Annotated in this window: 14 protein-coding genes; 10 read left to right on the forward strand and 4 right to left on the reverse strand. The window is 67.1% G+C overall.

What is annotated here, in order from left to right; all coding sequences use genetic code 11:
* Window positions 1-2 precede the first annotated feature (2 nt).
* Together ACT6UX_RS18485 and ACT6UX_RS18490 are read right to left on the reverse strand one after the other, a co-directional pair.
* Entirely contained in the window at window positions 3-227 is a 225-nt protein-coding gene (locus tag ACT6UX_RS18485) for an acetyl-CoA carboxylase biotin carboxyl carrier protein subunit (RefSeq protein ID WP_444776614.1), read from the reverse strand.
* A gap of 7 nt (window positions 228-234) precedes the next feature.
* On the reverse strand, window positions 235-1233 hold the full coding sequence (locus tag ACT6UX_RS18490; protein WP_444776615.1) for a Bug family tripartite tricarboxylate transporter substrate binding protein: 999 nt from the start codon (window positions 1231-1233) through the stop codon (window positions 235-237).
* Between the two features lie 154 nt (window positions 1234-1387).
* Between ACT6UX_RS18490 and ACT6UX_RS18495 the strand changes: the two genes are divergently transcribed.
* From ACT6UX_RS18495 to ACT6UX_RS18515, 5 genes are read left to right on the forward strand one after another with little or no spacing between them, the layout of a single operon-like run.
* Complete coding sequence (locus ACT6UX_RS18495) at window positions 1388-1939, forward strand: TetR/AcrR family transcriptional regulator (RefSeq protein ID WP_444776616.1); 552 nt, start codon at window positions 1388-1390, stop codon at window positions 1937-1939.
* Entirely contained in the window at window positions 1936-3522 is a 1587-nt protein-coding gene (locus ACT6UX_RS18500) for an AMP-binding protein (protein WP_444776617.1), read from the forward strand. Before ACT6UX_RS18495 ends, ACT6UX_RS18500 begins: the two co-directional genes overlap by 4 nt.
* Window positions 3523-3530: 8 nt before the next feature.
* Window positions 3531-5114, forward strand: a complete 1584-nt coding sequence (locus ACT6UX_RS18505; RefSeq protein ID WP_444776618.1) for an acyl-CoA carboxylase subunit beta — start codon at window positions 3531-3533, stop codon at window positions 5112-5114.
* A 54-nt stretch (window positions 5115-5168) separates the two neighbouring features.
* A complete protein-coding gene (locus ACT6UX_RS18510) occupies window positions 5169-6140 on the forward strand; it encodes a Bug family tripartite tricarboxylate transporter substrate binding protein (RefSeq protein WP_444776619.1) in 972 nt (323 codons plus the stop codon).
* Between the two features lie 23 nt (window positions 6141-6163).
* Window positions 6164-7666: an acyl-CoA carboxylase subunit beta gene (locus tag ACT6UX_RS18515; RefSeq protein WP_444776620.1), complete on the forward strand. Its 1503-nt coding sequence runs from the start codon at window positions 6164-6166 to the stop codon at window positions 7664-7666.
* Window positions 7667-7689: 23 nt separating this feature from the next.
* Here the strand turns inward: ACT6UX_RS18515 and ACT6UX_RS18520 are convergent, their stop codons facing one another.
* A complete protein-coding gene (locus tag ACT6UX_RS18520) occupies window positions 7690-8322 on the reverse strand; it encodes a glutathione S-transferase family protein (RefSeq protein ID WP_444776621.1) in 633 nt (210 codons plus the stop codon).
* A 16-nt stretch (window positions 8323-8338) separates the two neighbouring features.
* Entirely contained in the window at window positions 8339-9535 is a 1197-nt protein-coding gene (locus tag ACT6UX_RS18525) for a pyridoxal-phosphate-dependent aminotransferase family protein (RefSeq protein ID WP_444776622.1), read from the reverse strand.
* A gap of 62 nt (window positions 9536-9597) precedes the next feature.
* Here ACT6UX_RS18525 and ACT6UX_RS18530 point away from each other — a divergent pair, with 62 nt between their 5' ends.
* The 5 genes from ACT6UX_RS18530 (at window position 9598) to ACT6UX_RS18550 (ending at window position 16437) form a co-directional block, all read left to right on the forward strand.
* Window positions 9598-10296 carry a GntR family transcriptional regulator gene (locus ACT6UX_RS18530; RefSeq protein ID WP_444776623.1) on the forward strand — a complete coding sequence of 233 codons (699 nt, stop codon included), beginning with the start codon at window positions 9598-9600 and terminating at the stop codon, window positions 10294-10296.
* A complete protein-coding gene (locus ACT6UX_RS18535) occupies window positions 10293-11285 on the forward strand; it encodes a Bug family tripartite tricarboxylate transporter substrate binding protein (protein WP_444776624.1) in 993 nt (330 codons plus the stop codon). Before ACT6UX_RS18530 ends, ACT6UX_RS18535 begins: the two co-directional genes overlap by 4 nt.
* Window positions 11286-11385: 100 nt before the next feature.
* Window positions 11386-14310 (forward strand): FAD-binding and (Fe-S)-binding domain-containing protein, encoded by a 2925-nt coding sequence (locus tag ACT6UX_RS18540; RefSeq protein ID WP_444776625.1) that lies wholly within the window; start codon window positions 11386-11388, stop codon window positions 14308-14310.
* 43 nt (window positions 14311-14353) lie between these two features.
* Window positions 14354-15283 carry an NAD(+) diphosphatase gene (gene nudC / locus ACT6UX_RS18545; RefSeq protein WP_444776626.1) on the forward strand — a complete coding sequence of 310 codons (930 nt, stop codon included), beginning with the start codon at window positions 14354-14356 and terminating at the stop codon, window positions 15281-15283.
* 17 nt (window positions 15284-15300) lie between these two features.
* On the forward strand, window positions 15301-16437 hold the full coding sequence (locus tag ACT6UX_RS18550) for an NADH:flavin oxidoreductase/NADH oxidase (RefSeq protein WP_444776627.1): 1137 nt from the start codon (window positions 15301-15303) through the stop codon (window positions 16435-16437).
* Window positions 16438-16440: the final 3 nt, after the last annotated feature.

Consider the following 16440-nt stretch of genomic DNA (forward strand, 5'->3'; position numbering starts at 1 on the left):
CGTCAGGACGGCTCGAACAGCAGCACGATCTGACCCTCGGCGACCGAATCGCCCTCGCTCACCCGAAGCTCGGCGATCCGGCCCTTTTTCGGGGCGAGCACCGGGATCTCCATCTTCATCGATTCGAGGATGAGCAGGACGTCGTCGGTCTCGACCTCGACGCCAATGGTCCCCTCGATCTTCCAGACGGTTCCCGAGATCTCCGATTTGAGCGGAACGGCTTTCATGTACGCCTCACTGCGGCTCGATGTTGAGTTCGCGGACCGCCTGCGTGAGCAGCGGCCCCATTTCCCGGATGAAGGTCGCGAAGCTGGCGCGGTCCTGGGCGCCGTCGTCGAGGCCGAACTTGTCGACGAATTCCCGCATGCGCGGCCGCGCCTTCATTTCGACCATCCCGGTCGACAGCGCCTCGATGACCGGTGCCGGCGTGCCGGTCGGCGCGACGCAGCACACCATGCTTTCGAGCAGCAGATAGGGATGCGTGGCGCCCTGCTCGTAATAGGTCGCAACGTCGGGTAGCCGGCGCGAGCGCGTCCTGGTCGGCACCGCGACAGGCCGGGCGTTGCCGGCCTGGATCGCCGCCCAGGCGCCCTGCAATGTCGAGCAGGCGGCCTGCGTGACGCCGGCCGAAAGATCGGCCCACATCGGCGCTTCACCGCGATAGTGCACCGGCTCCATCTCGATGCCGAAAGTGTCGTTGAGCTTCATGCAGAAGATGTGGGCGAGCGAGCCGATGCCCGTGGTGCCGAAGCTCGTCTTGTTCTTCCTGGCGTAGGTGACGAGCGCGGCGAGGTCGTTGTTGCCGGGAACGGAGGCGTGGATGCAGAGCGGCACCTTGCCAGCCGAGAGCATGGAGACCGGGGTGAAATCCCTTGCCGCGTCGTAGGGGACGCTCTTGAAGACCACCTGGTTCTGGAACATCGCCGTCGAGTTCGTGAACAGCAGCGTGTAGCCGTCGGGGGCTGACTTGGCGACGATGTCGCCGGCGATGATGGAGCCGGCACCCGTGCGGTTCTCGACGATGAAAGGTTTGCCGTACTTGGCCGTGAAATGCTCGGCGGCGAGGCGCGCGAACAGATCCGTCAGTCCGCCCGCCGCATAGCCGCAGACGAACCGGACCGGCTTGCCCGGCCAGTCTTGAGCCTGGCCGAAGGTGCTCATGGGCGCCAGCGCACCTGCCGCCGCGCTGGCCGCGATGAAGCTGCGGCGCCTGATCCTCCCGTGGACCATCATGTTCTTTCTACTGGTTCTTGTCCTCGCATCGTATGATACTTGCTAATCGACAAGCAAGTTAAGAGCGAATGGTATGATCTCGTCGATAGAAGAAACCTCGGTCACGAGACCGCGCCGCACACAAGCGACGCGCCGTCAGGAATCCGACCGTCGCATGTTGCGCGCCGCCGCCCGGCTTTTCGCCGAACGCGGCGTGTCCGGCACGAGCCTGGCCGATGTCGGGGTGGCGGCCGGTTACAGCCGCGGCCTGCCGGTAGAGCGTTTCGGCAACAAGCTGGGGCTGATTACGGCGCTGCTCGACGCGATGGACGCGTGGTTTCAGGTGCACACGGCGCGGCTCCTCGATGGCGCCACGGGAATGAAGGCGGTGGTGCTGCGCATGGAGGCCCATCTTGCCAGCGTCGAGCGCGATGCCACGTCCACGGCGGCACTTTATTCCATCTACACGGAATCCCTGTTCGCCATGAGCGAGTTGCAGCCGCATGTCGCGGTCGTCACCGGCCGCTGGTGCGAAGGGCTTGCGGGCAACCTCCGCGAAGCCCGTCGCGCCGGCGAGATCGGCAGAAGGGTCGACTGTGACGGCGAAGCGCGCTTCCTGCTCGCCGCCATGCGTGGCCTCGTGATCCAGTACCTGCTCGACCGCTCAGATGCCGACTTCGCGCGCGCCAAGAAGATCCTGCTGGCCCATCTGGAGCGCCTGCAATGACCGCCTGGCGCGACGAACGCATCCCGACGCCCGAGGAGTGCGTGCTGCGGCCGCTGCTCGACCGCCGCGCCCGCGAGACGCCGGACAAGGTATTCGTGCAGTTCGCCGACAGCGGCGCCACCTGGACCTATCGCGAGCTGCGCGATCAGGTTCTTGAGACCGCGGCGGCGCTGCAGGCGCTGGGTGTGCGGCAGGAAGAACCGGTCCTGACATGGTTGCCCAACGGGCCCGAGGCATTGCGCGTCTGGTTTGCCCTCAACTATCTCGGCGCGATCTACATCCCGCTGAACCTCGCCTATCGCGGCCAGATCCTGGAACATGCGGTGCGCAGCTCGGGAGCGCGCCTGATCGTCGGTCATCCCGGCCTGCTGCCGCGCCTGGATGCGATCGACGCCGCCGCCCTCCAGCATCGTGTTGCGATCGACAGCGCGCGGTCGTTGCGGCAACCGGGTGGTGTGCCGGAGCCGCCCGCACGGCCGATCATGCCGTGGGATACGCAGTCGGTGATCTACACGTCCGGAACGACCGGTCCCTCGAAAGGGGTGTTGTGCTCGTACCTGCACGCGGCATCCGCCGCCAACGCCTTCTATGCGGCAACCGAAGACGATCGCAACATGGTGAACCTGCCCCTGTTCCATGCCGGAGGGACGGGGGCGATCTACCGGATGCTGGTGAAAGGCGGTTCGATCGCGCTCGTCGAGGCGTTCGACACGAACAGCTTCTGGGACACGGTGCGGGTGACCGGCACGACCTGCCTGACGCTGCTCGGCGCCATGGTGCCGTTCCTGCTGAAGCTGCCGCCAGGGCCGGGCGATCGCGACCATACGCTCAAGAAGGTCGTGCTTGTGCCTCTCAGCGACGCATCGGAGGTCTTCGCCGAGCGTTTCGGCGTCGATGTCTATACGACCTTCAACATGACGGAGACGTCCTGGCCGCTGGTGTCGGAGCGCAACCCCTCGGTCCGCGGGACCTGCGGGCGTCCGCGCCCCGGCATCGAGGCGCGCATCGTCGACGAGCATGACTGCGAGGTGGCGCCGGGCGTGATCGGCCAACTGATCCTGCGCAGCGACACGCCATGGACCATGAATCATGGCTATCACAACAACCCCGAAGCCACGGCCCGCGCCTGGCGCAACGGCTGGTTCCACACCGGTGACGTCTTCAAGCGCGACGCGGACGGCAATTTCTTCTTCGTCGACCGTCTGAAGGACGCAATCCGCCGCAGGGGCGAGAACATCTCCTCCTTCGAGGTCGAGGCCGAACTGATGGCCCATCCCGCGGTACGCGAGGCCGCGGCCGTCGCCGTGCCGTCGGAGCTTGGGGAGGACGAGGTTCTCGCCGTGCTGGCGCCGGTCGCCGGTCAGGCGATCGATCCTGCCGAGATCCTGGCGTTTCTCCTGCCGCGGATGGCGCACTTCATGGTGCCGCGCTACGTGCGCGTGTTGCCGGAGCTTCCCAAGACGCCGACGCAGAAGGTGCAGAAGAACCTGCTGCGCGCCGAAGGCGTGACGCCCGAGACCTGGGACCGCGAGGCCGCCGGCATCCGTGTGCGTCGCGAGCGCCTCACCAAGACATCTTCATAGGAGCGACCATGTCCGGCGATCCGACGATGCGAGACCTGATCGAGCGGGTGGAGGCGGTGCGCACCTCCCTGGACGACAGCGCCCGCCAGCCCGCGATGGAGAAGCTGGCCCGGCGCGGGCGGTCGAGCGCGCGCGAGCGCATCGCGCGACTGGTCGATTCCGGATCCTTCAGCGAGATGGGCGGGTTGGTCGCCGCCGAGGAGGACGGGATCGGTGCGGACAGGTTTCCCGTACGCACGGCGTCGCCAGCCGACGGCGTGGTGGCCGGCACGGCGCAGGTCGACGGCCGGCCAGTCGTGGTCTTTTCGCAGGATTTCTCCGTGCATGGCGGCAGCATCGGCAAGCTGGGCAGCGCCAAGGTCCAGCGGGCCTTGCAGGTCGCCATCACGCGCGGGCTGCCGCTGGTGATGATCCTCGATGGCGGCGGCCACCGTATCCAGGACGGGCAGGATGCCCGCCACTTCGCCAACGCCAACGGGACCTTCCACAATTTCGCGCGTGCCTCGGGCTGGGTGCCCATGGTGGCACTGATGCTCGGAGCGGGCTTCGCCGGGCCCACCAACTATGCGGGCATGGCCGATTGCGTGGTCATGGTGCGCGGCCTCTCGACGATGGGCATCGCGGGGCCGGCGCTGGTCAAGGCGGCGACGGGCGAGGACATCGACGCCATGGACCTGGGCGGCGCCGACGTGCAAGTCGATCGTCAGGGCATTGCCGATCTCGGCGTGGACAGCGAAGACGAAGCCATTGCGGCGGCAAAGCGTTTCCTCTCGTTCCTGCCGGGCAATGCGCGCGCTTCGCAGCAGATCGTCTCCGCGCCGCGCCCGCTCGACCGGTTGCCCGATTCGATCCTGGACCTCGTGCCGGTCTCGACACGCAAGGCCTATGACGTCCGCAAGGTTCTGCGCGAGATCGCCGATCCCGGCACGCTGTTCGAGCTGAAGCCGACATTCGCGGGCAACATGGTGACGGGCTTCGCCAGGCTGGGCGGCCGACCCGTCGGCTTCCTCGCGAACCAGCCGCTGCGGCTGGGTGGCATGATCAACAGCGACGCCTGCGACAAGGCAGCCCACTTCATCGCCCTCTGCGATGCATACGGCCTGCCGATCGTTTCCTTCATCGACGTACCGGGCTTCTCGATCGGCTCGACTGCCGAGCGGACCAGCCTCGGCCGGCGCAGCGCCAAGCTGGTGTTCGAGTGGGGGCACGCCACGGTGCCGCGAGTCTCCATCGTCCTGCGCAAGGGCTATGGCCTGGGATACTTCGCGATGTGCGGCGGCCGCAGCTTCTCCGCGGATGCTGCCCTGGCCTGGCCCTCTGCGGAGATCTGCGCCATGTCGATCGAAGGTGCGATCGACGTGGCCTTCCGCAGGGACTACGAGGCGGCGACCGATCCGGCCGCGCGGCGGGCCGAGATGATCGAACAGACACGAACGCGCATCGGCGCGCTGCGCGCCGCCGAGGGATTCGGCATCGACGACATCATCGATCCGCGCGACACGCGCCGCCGCCTCGCCGAGATCCTCGATTCCGCACAGCCACGCCGACCTGCCGACCATCCGCCCAAGTTCCGGTCAATCGCGCCGATCTGACGACAGACGACCTGCCTCGTGCAGTACCCCAAAAAACAACAACGGAGGAAACCCATGCGTAGAAGAATGCTCGTCTTTGCCCTGCCAACTTTGGGGTTGGCGCTCGTCGCCCTCACGCTCCAGACGGCCACGGCGCAGCAGCCGGTCCGGATGCTCTATGGCTTTGCCGCCGGCGGCTCCGGCGATCTGGCGGCGCGGTTGCTGGCCGACGTGGCGTCGAGGGAGCTGGGACAGCGCGTCGTGGTCGAGAACCGTACCGGCGCCAACGGCATGATCGCTGCGGAGGCGGCGGCACGCGGCCCGACCGATGGCAGCAACGTGCTCTTCTGCACCACGGGCAACATGACGATCGTGACCGAGCTGCCCGGCGCGCAGCTTCCGATCAATCCCGCCACCGACCTGATCGGCATCGGTCAGCTCCTGCGGTCTACTTTCGGGCTCGTCGTCGGCAAGGACAGTCCATACCGTTCGATCCAGGATCTCGTGGCCGATGCCCGCGCCCATCCGGGCAAGTTGAGCTACGCCACGCCCGGCGTGGGGTCGGTCCAGCACCTGTCGACCGAACTTCTCGGCCAGAAACTGGCAGCCCAGATGGTGCATGTGCCGTACAGGGGGTCGCAGGCGGCGCTGCAGGATCTGATCGCCGGACGGACGAGCTTCTCGATCACCAACCTCGGCGATGTGATCAGCCACATTCGCTCCGGACAGCTGCGCCTGTTGGCGCTCGGCGATCCACTCGGCAAGCGCTTCTTCCCCGATGCACCGATGATCGCCGAGGTGGCGCCCGGCTTCGAGACCTACGCGTGGTTCGGCCTGTGCGGCCCTACCGGCATGCCGGACGCGGCCGTCAAGCGCTGGGAGAAGGCGATCAAGGCCGCCGTCGACGATCCGACGGTCAGCCAGAAGCTGCTCGAAAACGGCATGGTGCCGGCCTTTGCCGATTCGGCGGCGCTGAAGAAGACGATGGAAGATAACCGGCGCGGCTATCGCGAGGTGATCCGCGCCGCGAACATCAAGGCCGAGTGATGGCCGGTGAGGAGAGACGGGACATGCCGCGCGTCACCGTCGAGCAGGTGCGGGAGGCGCGGGCGGCCCTCGAGGACGCCGCGCGGCCGGACGCCGTCGCCCGGCAGAAGGCCCGCGGCAGATGGACCGCGCGCGAGGGCATCGCGGCACTCACCGATGCCGGCTCGTTCGTCGAATATGGCGGCCTGGTGCGGCCGGCGCTCGCCGACATGCAGGGCGCCGCCGACGGTCTGGTGATGGGGACGGCGCGGGTCGGGGGGCGCGCGGTCGACATCGTATTCTACGACTACAGCGTCTATGCCGGTACGCAGAGCGCCAACAACCACGCCAAGATCAGCCGGATGTTCGGCCATGCCCTGCAGAACCGGCTGCCGGTGATCTGCTGGCTCGACGGCGGCGGAGCCAGACCGCACGACATGAAGGTCGAGGGCCGCGGGGCATCTCATACCTTCGTGCTGTTCGCGCGCCTGTCGGGTCTCGTGCCGACGATCGCCATCGTGCCGGGCCGTGCCTTCGCGGGGCACGCGAACCTGGCCGGCATGTCCGACCTGCTGATCGCGACCCGCGACAGCGCCATGGGCATGGCAGGACCGCCGCTCGTCGAGGCGGCGCTCGGCATCAAGCTGAAGCCTGAAGAGATCGGCCCGCCGGAGGTTCACTACGCCGCGGGCGCCGTCGACCTACTGGTCGACGGCGAGGCGGAGGCGGTCGAGGCGGCCAAACGATACCTCTCGTATTTCGGGCCGCCGCTGCCGCCGGGCGAGGCGCCCGATCCGGCGGCCTTGCGCACCGTCGTGTCGGACAACCCGCGCCGCGCCTACGACGTGCGCAAGGTCATCCGCGGCATCGCCGATATCGACAGCGTGATGGAGCTGCGCGGAGGCTACGGCCGCGCGATGGTGACGGCCCTGGCGCGGCTGGGCGGGAGGCCGGTCGGGGTGATCGCCAACCAGCCGATGTTTCTCGCCGGCGCGATGGACGGGCCGGCATGCGAGAAGGCCGCGCGTTTCGTTCAGCTTTGCGACGCCTTCGACCTGCCGCTGCTGGTGCTGTGCGATACGCCTGGCCTGATGGTGGGGCCGGACATCGAGAGGACGGGCCTCGTCCGGCGCAGCGCCCGGCTGCTCGCGGCGTTGGCCAACTCGACCATGCCGATCATGACGGTGGTGCTCCGCAAGGCCTACGGGCTGGGCTATTACATCATGGGCTCGCGCCCGCTCGACCCCGCGATCCTGTTGGCCTGGCCGACCGCCGAGTTCGGCGGCATGGGCCTGGAGGGAGCGGCCAGCATCATCTATCGCCGAGAATTGGAAGGCATGGAGGATGCCGAAAGCCGCGCAGTACGGCATCGCAAGCGGACCGACGATCTCAAGCGCTACAACACCGCTCTCGAGGTGGCGGGCCGCTTCGGCTACGACGACGTCATCGATCCGGCCGATACGCGTCCTATCCTGCTGAACACGCTGGCGACATTGCCGCCGCCACCGCCGCGCAGCGAGCGCAAGCGAACGATCGAGCCCTATTGATCGCTGCGGGCTCTGGGGCCGCTTTACCGTTGCGGCGTTTCGGCCGGTTCGGTCGACTTCATCGAGGGGCGTTGAGCGACGGTGTCGTACCAGGCGGCGAGCGTCGGGGCTGCCTCGCGCCAGCCCGGCCCGTAGCGCCATTCGTCGTAGCCGCAGGAGACGGCGGTTGTGATCCGGGCGAGGTCGACGGCCTGGCCGAACGACGCCATCTTCTCGTCCAGCGCCGCGAAGCAGCGAAGGCCGCGATCCCGCATCTTGGCGACGAAATCGTCTGAGCGGTCGGCGCCTGTGCGCAGCAGTTCGGCCCGGCGCATGATCTGTGCTTCGAGGATGGCGCAGGCCAGCGCGTTGATCTCCAGCGCCTGCCACCGCTCGGGCCCGTCGGTGGCGAGGAGGCGATGCGTGCCGAACGTGCCGTCGAGATAGTCGACGATCGAATGGGAGTCGGTCAGCGTCACGTCGCCAGCGACGAGCGCCGGGATGCGCACGGCCGGCGTTGCGGCCACGAAGTCGGCCGGCATCTCCACCGTCCGCGTACCCCAGGCGTGCGGCCACTTCGTCTGGACGTAGTCGAAGCGGTCGGAGATCCCGAGCTCCTCGATGCAGATCCGGACACGCCGAACCCAGGGCGAGGCCGGCGTGACGTAGAGGCGCATCCTGTCAGGCCCCGCATCAGGCATTGCGGGCGCTCGGCGCCGTGTCGCGCAGATACGTCATAGCGGCCTGCGCGCCGCCCGCCTTGTGCGGCACCTTGGCGAGGCCCAGCGCCATCTCGACGCCGGCGAGGGTGCCCATCAGCATCAGGTCGTTGAAGTCGCCGAGATGGCCGATACGGAAGACCTTGCCCGCGACCTTGGAGAGTCCCTGGCCCAGCGACATGTTGAAGTTCTCGAGCGCCACCTTGCGGAAGGCGTCGGCATCGTGGCCCTCGGGCATGACGATCGCCGTCAGCGAACCCGAATAGGCCGTGGGGTCGCTGCACAGGATCTCCAGCCCCCAGGCGGTGACGGCGGTGCGCGTCGCCTCGGCATGGCGGGCATGGCGGGCGAACACGGCGTCGAGCCCTTCCTCCAGCAGCATGTCGCAGGCCTCGTTGAGGCCGTAGAGCAGGTTGGTGGCGGGCGTGTAGGGGAACCAGCCGTTGGCATTGGCCGCCAGCATCTCGTCCCAGTTCCAGAACGCCTTGACCATCTTGGAGGTCTTCGACGCCTCGATTGCCTTCTCACTCACCGCGTTGAAGGAGAGGCCGGGTGGCAACATCAGGCCCTTCTGAGAGCCCGCCACCGTCACGTCGACGCCCCAGGCATCGTGGCGGTAGTCGATCGAGCCGAGCGACGAGATCGTGTCGACCAGCAACAGGGCAGGGTGCTTGGCGGCATCGATGGCCTGCCGGACGGCGCAGATGTCGCTCACCACCCCCGTCGAGGTCTCGTTGTGGACGATACAGACCGCCTTGATGGCGTGGCCGGTGTCTTCCTTCAGACGCTTCTCGATGGCTGCAGGGTCAGCCGGCTTGCGCCAGTCTCCGCCCATGAATTCCGATTTGATTCCAAGCTTGTCGGCCATCTTCTTCCAAAGAGAGGCGAAGTGGCCGGTCTCCCACATCAGCACCAGGTCGCCGGGCGACAGGGTGTTCACGAGGGCCGCTTCCCAGGCTCCGGTCCCGGATGCGGGAAAGACGATAACCGGTTGTTTTGTCTGGAAAACCTGCCGGACAGAGCGGAGGACTTTCTTGGCCAGCGCGTTGAACTCAGGACCCCGGTGATCGATCGTCGGATAATCCATCGCGCGAAGAATGCGGTCGGGCACATTGGTCGGACCGGGAATTTGCAGGAAATGACGTCCGGCGGGATGGGAGTTCAGGCGCATCTGGGGTTCCTCTCGGCTTGGCTGTTGCATTTTGTATACAATATGCCAGAGTGAGTCCAGAGATGGATGGTTCGGCCTTTCCGATTGCGCGTTCGACGCTGCCCGAAGCGGCGGCCGAACGGCTGCGCGCCCTTATCATCGAGGGCGAACTGGCGCCCGGCGCCAAGCTGAACGAGCGCGAGCTCAGTGAGCGGCTTGGAGTCTCGCGGACGCCGCTGCGCGAGGCCTTCCGCATGCTCGCGTCCGACGGCCTGCTGGTGCAGCTGCCCAACCGGGGCGCCCAGGTGGTGGCCCTGTCGGCGGCCGACGTGCGCGGCGCCTTCGAGGTAATGGGGGCGCTGGAGGGGCTGGCGGGAGAACTCGCAGTGGCCCGGGTCACCGAGGCCGACATCGCCAAACTGCGGACTCTGCAGGAGGAGATGGAGGTCGCCCATACCGGGGGTGATCTGCCGACCTATTACCGGATCAATCGCCTGATCCACGACCGGCTGAACACGATTGCCGGCAACGCGGTGCTGGAACAGACCTACCGGACGCTCAACGCAAGGCTGCATGCCCTCAGGTTCCGGTCCAACCTCAACCCGGCCAAATGGGACCAGGCGGTCGCGGAACATCGCGCGATGATCGAGGCGCTTGCCGCGCGGGACGGCGCTGCGCTACGTGACCTGCTCGTGGGGCACCTGCGCGCCAAGCAGCAGGCCGTGCTCGCTTCCATGGACAACAAGGACGACAAGAACCTTCAGGGAGGAAAAAAACCATGACGACGACGTTTACGACTTCACGGCGCCGGGCCCTCAAGCTCGGCCTTGCCGCAACCCTGGCCGCTCCGGCCGTGGCCCGCGCGCAGCAGGGCTGGCCGCCGCAGACGATCACCTGGGTCAATCCGTTCCCGGCCGGCGGCGGCACCGACGTGTTCGCCCGCCCGCTCGCCGCCCAGGTCGGCGAGCAGCTCGGCTGCCAGATCATCATCGACAACAAGGGCGGCGCGGGCGGCACCGTGGGCGCCTCGCAGGCCGCCAAGATGAAGCCCGACGGCTCGGTCTTCTTCGTCGGGGCCATCCATCACACCATCGCGCCGTCGGTCTACAAGAACCTCGACTACGACCTCGAGAAGAACTTCGAGCCGATCACCATGGTCGCGCTGGTGCCGCAGGTCATCTCGATCAACCCGAACAAGATTCCCGCCAAGACGGCGCAGGAATTCATCGCCTACGTGAAGGCCAATCCCAACAAGGTGAACTATGCGTCGGCCGGCGCCGGCACCGCCCACCATCTCGCGGGCGAGCTTTTCAAGCTCGAGACCAAGACCGAGATCGTTCACGTGCCCTATCGTGGCGCGGGCCCGGCGATGCAGGATCTGCTGGCCGGCAATGCCGACATGATGTTCGACGGCATGGGCACCTCGGCGCAGCAGATCAAGGCGGGCAAGCTGCGCGGACTCGCGGTGGCGACCACCCAGCGCGTGCCGGAGTTCCCCGACATGCCGACGGCGGCCGAGATCGGCGTGCCTGCCTGGATCGTCTCCACATGGTACGGGCTGTGGGCCATCAAGGGCACGCCGCAACCGATCGTCGAGCGCATGTACAACGAGGTCGTGAAGGCCCTCAAGGCGCCGAAGGTCCAGGCCATCTGGAAGGACCAGCTTGCGCAGGCCGGCGGCGAGTCGCCGGCCGAGTTCGCCAAGCGCATCCGCACCGAGATCGAGAAGTGGCAGAAGGTCGTGAACGCGGCCGGCGTAAAGCTCGACTGAGGTTGGAGAAACCCACCCTCATGGTTTCAACGCTCCTCTTTATGTCCTCTCCGCCCGCGTGTGACGCGGGCGGAGAGGACAATTCAAGGCGTCGGTAGCTATGGCCAGTCTCGAACAAAATCTGCGCCGCAGCCTCAAGGGGGAGGTCCTGTTCGATAGGGCGTCGCGCGGGCGTTACTCGACCGACGCGTCGATCTACCAGGTCGAGCCGGTGGGGGTGGTGATCCCGCGCGACGAGGCAGATCTGGCGCTCGCCGTCGACGTGGCGCGCGATGCCAAGGCGGCGATCCTGCCCCGTGGCGCCGGCACGTCGCAGTGCGGCCAGACGGTGGGCGAGGCGCTGGTCATCGACTGTTCGAAGTACCTGCGCGAGGTCGTGGGCTTCGACAAGGCCAAGCGGCAGGTGACGGTCCAGCCCGGCATCGTGCTCGACCATCTCAACGCCTGGCTGAAGCCGCATGGGCTCTGGTATCCGGTCGACGTCTCGACGTCGGCGCAATGCACCCTGGGCGGGATGGCCGGCAACAACTCCTGCGGCTCGCGCTCGATCCGCTACGGCAACATGGTGCACAACGTCGCCTCGATCGACGCGCTGCTGGCCAACGGGCAGCGTGCGCGGTTCGGCTCGACGCGGCCGGAGGACATGCCCTCAGGCGTGCGCGCCATCGCCGACAAGGTGGCGGAGCTGGCCTTCGCCGAGCGCGCCGAGATCGAGCGCATGTATCCGCACGTGCTGCGACGGGTCGGCGGCTACAATCTCGACATCTTCTTCCCGCAGTCGGAGCGCCCCTACACGACCGACAATTCGGTGAATCTAGCGCACCTTCTGGTGGGCAGCGAGGGCACGCTCGCCGTGACGGAGCGCATCACGCTCAACCTGGCGCCGCTGCCGAAGCACAAGACGCTGGGCGTCGTGAACTTCCCGAGCTTCTACAAGGCGATGGACAGCGCCCAGCACATCGTGAAGCTGAAGCCGGCCGCCGTGGAGCTGGTCGACCGCACGATGATCGAGCTGGCGCGCGCCAATCCCGCCTTCCGGCCGGTGATCGAGCGGGCGCTGATCGGCCAGCCTGAGGCGATCCTGCTCGTCGAGTTCGCGGGCGAGGAGCGCGAGGACCAGCTTCGCGACCTGGCGCGCCTCGTCGAGCTGATGGCCGATCTCGGCCTGCCGGGCAGCGTCGTGGAGATGCCCGAGCCCAAGCCGCAATCGGAACTGTGGGAGGTTCGCAAGGCCGGCCTCAACATCATGATGTCGATGAAGGGCGACGGTAAGCCCGTCTCCTTCATCGAGGATTGCGCCGTTCCGCTCGAACACCTCGCCGAATACACGCAGCGCCTGACCGACGTGTTCGGCAAGCACGGAACGAGGGGCACCTGGTATGCCCACGCCTCCGTCGGCACCCTGCACGTGCGGCCGATCCTCGACATGCGCCGCGACGGCGCCGAGAAGATGCGCGCGATCGCCGAGGAGGCTTCGGCGTTGGTGCGCGAATACAAGGGCGCCTTCTCGGGCGAACATGGCGACGGGCTGGTGCGCTCGGAATGGGTGGCCTGGCAGTTCGGACCGCGCCTCACCAAGGCGTTCGAGACGGTCAAGGATCTGTTCGATCCGGAGAACATCCTGAACCCGGGCAAGATCGTGCGGCCCTCGCGCATGGACGACCGTTCGCTGTTCCGCTTCAAGCCGGGTTACGAATCGCTCAAGTACGAGCCGGTTCTCGACTGGTCGGCCTGGAACGTCCAGACCGATCCGGTCACCGAGATATCGACCGCGCCCGGCACCGGCGGCGATCTGGCCGGTGGCTTCGCGAAGGCCGCGGAGATGTGCAACAACAACGGCCATTGCCGGAAGTTCGATGCCGGCACCATGTGTCCGTCTTTCCGCGTGACGCGCGACGAGAAGCATCTGACGCGCGGCCGCGCCAACACGTTGCGTCTCGCGCTGTCCGGTCAGCTCGGATCCGAAGGGCTACGCTCCGACGCGGTGGCGGCGGCGATGGATCTTTGCGTGAGCTGCAAGGGCTGCAAGCGCGACTGCCCGACCGGCGTCGACATGGCGCGCATGAAGATCGAAGTGAAGTCGGCGCGTCGGATGGCCAAGGGCTTGAGCTGGCGCGACCGGCTGATCGGCGCCACGCCGTCGATGGCGCCGTATGCCCGCCGCCTGCCCTGGCTGTTCAACGCGGCCTGGTTCGTGCAATCCTATCTCGGCTTCGCCAAGCAGCGTCGCCTGCCGCAGTGGCGCGGCGACACCTTCCTCTCGACCACCGAGGTCGACGACAACGACGCCACGGTCGTGATCTTCGCCGACACCTTCTCGAACAATTTCGAGTCCGAGATCCTGCATGCCGCCCGGCGGGTGCTGACCGCCGCCGGCCATCGCGTGGCCGTCGCCTGGCCGACGCTGGGCGCACCGGCGCTGTGCTGCGGCCGCACCTATCTGGCGACCGGCCAGGTGGAGCGGGCGAGGGGCGAAGCACTTCGCACGCTCAACGCGCTCAAGCCATTCGCGCAGAAGGGCGTGCCGATCATCGGTCTCGAACCGTCCTGCCTGTTCACCCTGCGCGACGAATTCCTGGCGCTGGGCCTCGGTGAGGATGCCGAACAGGTCGCTGCCCACGCGATGCTGTTCGAGGAGTTCCTCGCCCGCGAGAAGAAGGCGGGACGGCTCGATCTGTCGCTCCAGCCGCTGCCCGAGAAGAAGGCGCTGCTCCATGGCCACTGCCACCAGAAGGCCTTTGGTGCGATGAGCGCGGTGCAGGAAGCGCTCGCGCTGGTCCCCGACCTCGCTGTGACGCCCATCGAGTCGAGCTGCTGCGGCATGGCCGGCAGCTTCGGCTACGAGGCCGAGCACTACGAGACCTCGATCGCCATGGCCGAACTGTCGCTGCTGCCGGCGGTGCGCAAGGCCGATGCGGGAACCCTGGTCGTGGCCGACGGCACCTCCTGCCGGCACCAGATCGCCGACGGGGCCGACCGTCAGGCGATACACGTGGCGCAGGTCCTGGAGCGTGCGCTCGTGTGAGACAATTGCGGCGCGGGCGGCCCTGTGGCACGGTCCGCGGCCTATGAGAAATCCAAGAAATCCCTATTCCAGCGCCGAAATCGACCGTGCCAGCCACGAGCGCGAGAACGACGAACGCATGATCGAACTGGCCTCCTCGGGGGCCGCCCGCTTCGTGCCGATCGACACCGAGAAGAACCTTGTGAAGGCCGGCGGCAATCCCGAAGCCGTCTTCCTGCAGGGCATGATGGGCCGCGCCGTCGCCAATTCGAGCGACGTCCAGATCTTCCTCGGCTATGTCGAGGGCACGCCCTATTTCGCCGTCGACGTCACCGGCAAGGACGTGCCGCTGAAGGACCTGGGCGAGTTCGTCGACCTGCGCCAGGTTGGCCCGCTGCTGTTCGCGCGCGAGGGCTCGATCCTCGCCTATGCGCGTGGCATGACCTACTGGCACCGCCGCCACCGCTATTGCGGCGTTTGCGGCGCCACCACCAAGGTGACGCGCGGCGGCCATGTGCGCATGTGCACCAACGAGAACTGCAAGACCGAGACCTTCCCGCGCACCGATCCGGCGGTGATCATGCTGGTCCACCACGGCGACAAGTGCCTGCTGGGTCGCGGCAAGCATTTCCCGCGCGGCATGCATTCGACCCTGGCGGGCTTCGTCGAGCCCGGCGAGAGCTTCGAGGATGCGGTCGCCCGCGAGGTCTACGAGGAAGTAAAGGTCAAGGTGAACGACGTCATTTATCGCTCGTCCCAGCCCTGGCCGTTCCCCGCGTCGGTGATGATCGGCTTCCATGCCGAGGCCGAGTCGATGGACTTCAGCGTCAACGAATCGGAGCTCGAAAGCGCACGCTGGATGAGCCGCGAGGAACTGCGCACCGAGAATCTCCCGAAGGACGGTTCCTTCTTCATGCCGCGCCGAGATTCGATCGCCCGCCGCCTGATCGAGGAGTGGCTGGGCCACGAGGCCGGACCTTCGATCAACGGCTGACCTTTTCGAGGAATCCCATGACCGCCCAACTCTTCACCCCCGTCGAGCTCGGCGGCGTTACGTTGCCCAATCGCATTGTCGTCTCGCCGATGTGCCAGTACTCGGCAGTCGATGGCAGCGCCCAGCCCTGGCATCAGGTGCATTACGGCATGCTCGCCATGTCGGGCGCGGGGCTACTCTGTCTCGAGGCCACCCATGTCGAGCGAGAAGGGCGCATCACGCAGGGCTGCCTCGGCCTCTACAGTGACGAGAACGAGGCGGCGCTGAAGCCGGTCATCGACTGGGTCCGTGGCTGGATGCCGGGCGTAAAGCTCGGCGTGCAGCTGGCACATGCAGGCCGCAAGGCGTCGGCGCAGCGTCCGTGGAAAGGTGGCGGGCCGCTGACGCAGGCCGATGCGCCCGACCTTCCCTGGACGACTTTCGGCCCGTCGGCGCTGGCCTACGATCCGGAGAAGAAGTGGCACACGCCGGTAGCGCTCGACGCGGTTGGGCTCAAGCGCGTGAAGGAGGCCTTCGTCTCCGCCGCCGAGCGCAGCCTGCGACTGGGCTTCGATGTCGTCGAGCTGCACGGCGCCCATGGCTACCTGCTCAACCAGTTCCTGTCGCCGCTCAGCAATCATCGCACCGACGAGTATGGCGGCACCGCCGAAAAGCGCCGCCGTTTCCCGCTCGAAGTGTTCGAAGCCGTACGCAGGATCTGGCCGGCCGAGAAGGCGCTGGGCGTGCGGCTATCGGCCATTGAATGGGTCGAGGGCGGCATCACCCTCGAAGACTCGATCGAGACGGCCCGGCAGTTCAAGGCGCTCGGCTGCGACTTCGTCGATGTCAGTTCGGGCGGTAACGCGCCGGGCCAGAAGCTCTCCGTTGGGCCCGGTTACCAGGTGCCGTTCTCTGCCCGCATCCGCAAGGAAGCCGGCATTAAGACCTGGGCCGTCGGACTGATTACCGAGCCGGAGCAGGCAGAGAAGATCGTCGCAGCGGGCGAGGCCGACTGCACGGCGCATGCTCGCCCGTTCCTGATCGATCCGCGTTGGGCATGGAACGCGGCGCGGGCGCTGGGTGTGGAAACCCCGCCCTTGCCGTTGCCCGCGGCGCGCGCCACAAGCATTCTTCCGTTCAAGCCGAAAGGCACTGTGGCCAAGGCGGCCGAATAGGGC

Origin of the sequence: Reyranella sp. (assembly GCF_052439685.1) — a bacterium.
Taxonomy (GTDB): domain Bacteria; phylum Pseudomonadota; class Alphaproteobacteria; order Reyranellales; family Reyranellaceae; genus Reyranella.

Coding starts and splice junctions, on each gene's coding strand:
- ACT6UX_RS18485 (WP_444776614.1), bottom strand. CDS start 227: ATGAAAGCCGTTCCGCTCAAATCGGAGATCTCGGGAACCGTCTGGAAG.
- ACT6UX_RS18490 (WP_444776615.1), bottom strand. CDS start 1,233: ATGATGGTCCACGGGAGGATCAGGCGCCGCAGCTTCATCGCGGCCAGC.
- ACT6UX_RS18495 (WP_444776616.1), top strand. CDS start 1,388: ATGTTGCGCGCCGCCGCCCGGCTTTTCGCCGAACGCGGCGTGTCCGGC.
- ACT6UX_RS18500 (WP_444776617.1), top strand. CDS start 1,936: ATGACCGCCTGGCGCGACGAACGCATCCCGACGCCCGAGGAGTGCGTG.
- ACT6UX_RS18505 (WP_444776618.1), top strand. CDS start 3,531: ATGTCCGGCGATCCGACGATGCGAGACCTGATCGAGCGGGTGGAGGCG.
- ACT6UX_RS18510 (WP_444776619.1), top strand. CDS start 5,169: ATGCGTAGAAGAATGCTCGTCTTTGCCCTGCCAACTTTGGGGTTGGCG.
- ACT6UX_RS18515 (WP_444776620.1), top strand. CDS start 6,164: ATGCCGCGCGTCACCGTCGAGCAGGTGCGGGAGGCGCGGGCGGCCCTC.
- ACT6UX_RS18520 (WP_444776621.1), bottom strand. CDS start 8,322: ATGCGCCTCTACGTCACGCCGGCCTCGCCCTGGGTTCGGCGTGTCCGG.
- ACT6UX_RS18525 (WP_444776622.1), bottom strand. CDS start 9,535: ATGCGCCTGAACTCCCATCCCGCCGGACGTCATTTCCTGCAAATTCCC.
- ACT6UX_RS18530 (WP_444776623.1), top strand. CDS start 9,598: ATGGATGGTTCGGCCTTTCCGATTGCGCGTTCGACGCTGCCCGAAGCG.
- ACT6UX_RS18535 (WP_444776624.1), top strand. CDS start 10,293: ATGACGACGACGTTTACGACTTCACGGCGCCGGGCCCTCAAGCTCGGC.
- ACT6UX_RS18540 (WP_444776625.1), top strand. CDS start 11,386: ATGGCCAGTCTCGAACAAAATCTGCGCCGCAGCCTCAAGGGGGAGGTC.
- nudC (WP_444776626.1), top strand. CDS start 14,354: ATGAGAAATCCAAGAAATCCCTATTCCAGCGCCGAAATCGACCGTGCC.
- ACT6UX_RS18550 (WP_444776627.1), top strand. CDS start 15,301: ATGACCGCCCAACTCTTCACCCCCGTCGAGCTCGGCGGCGTTACGTTG.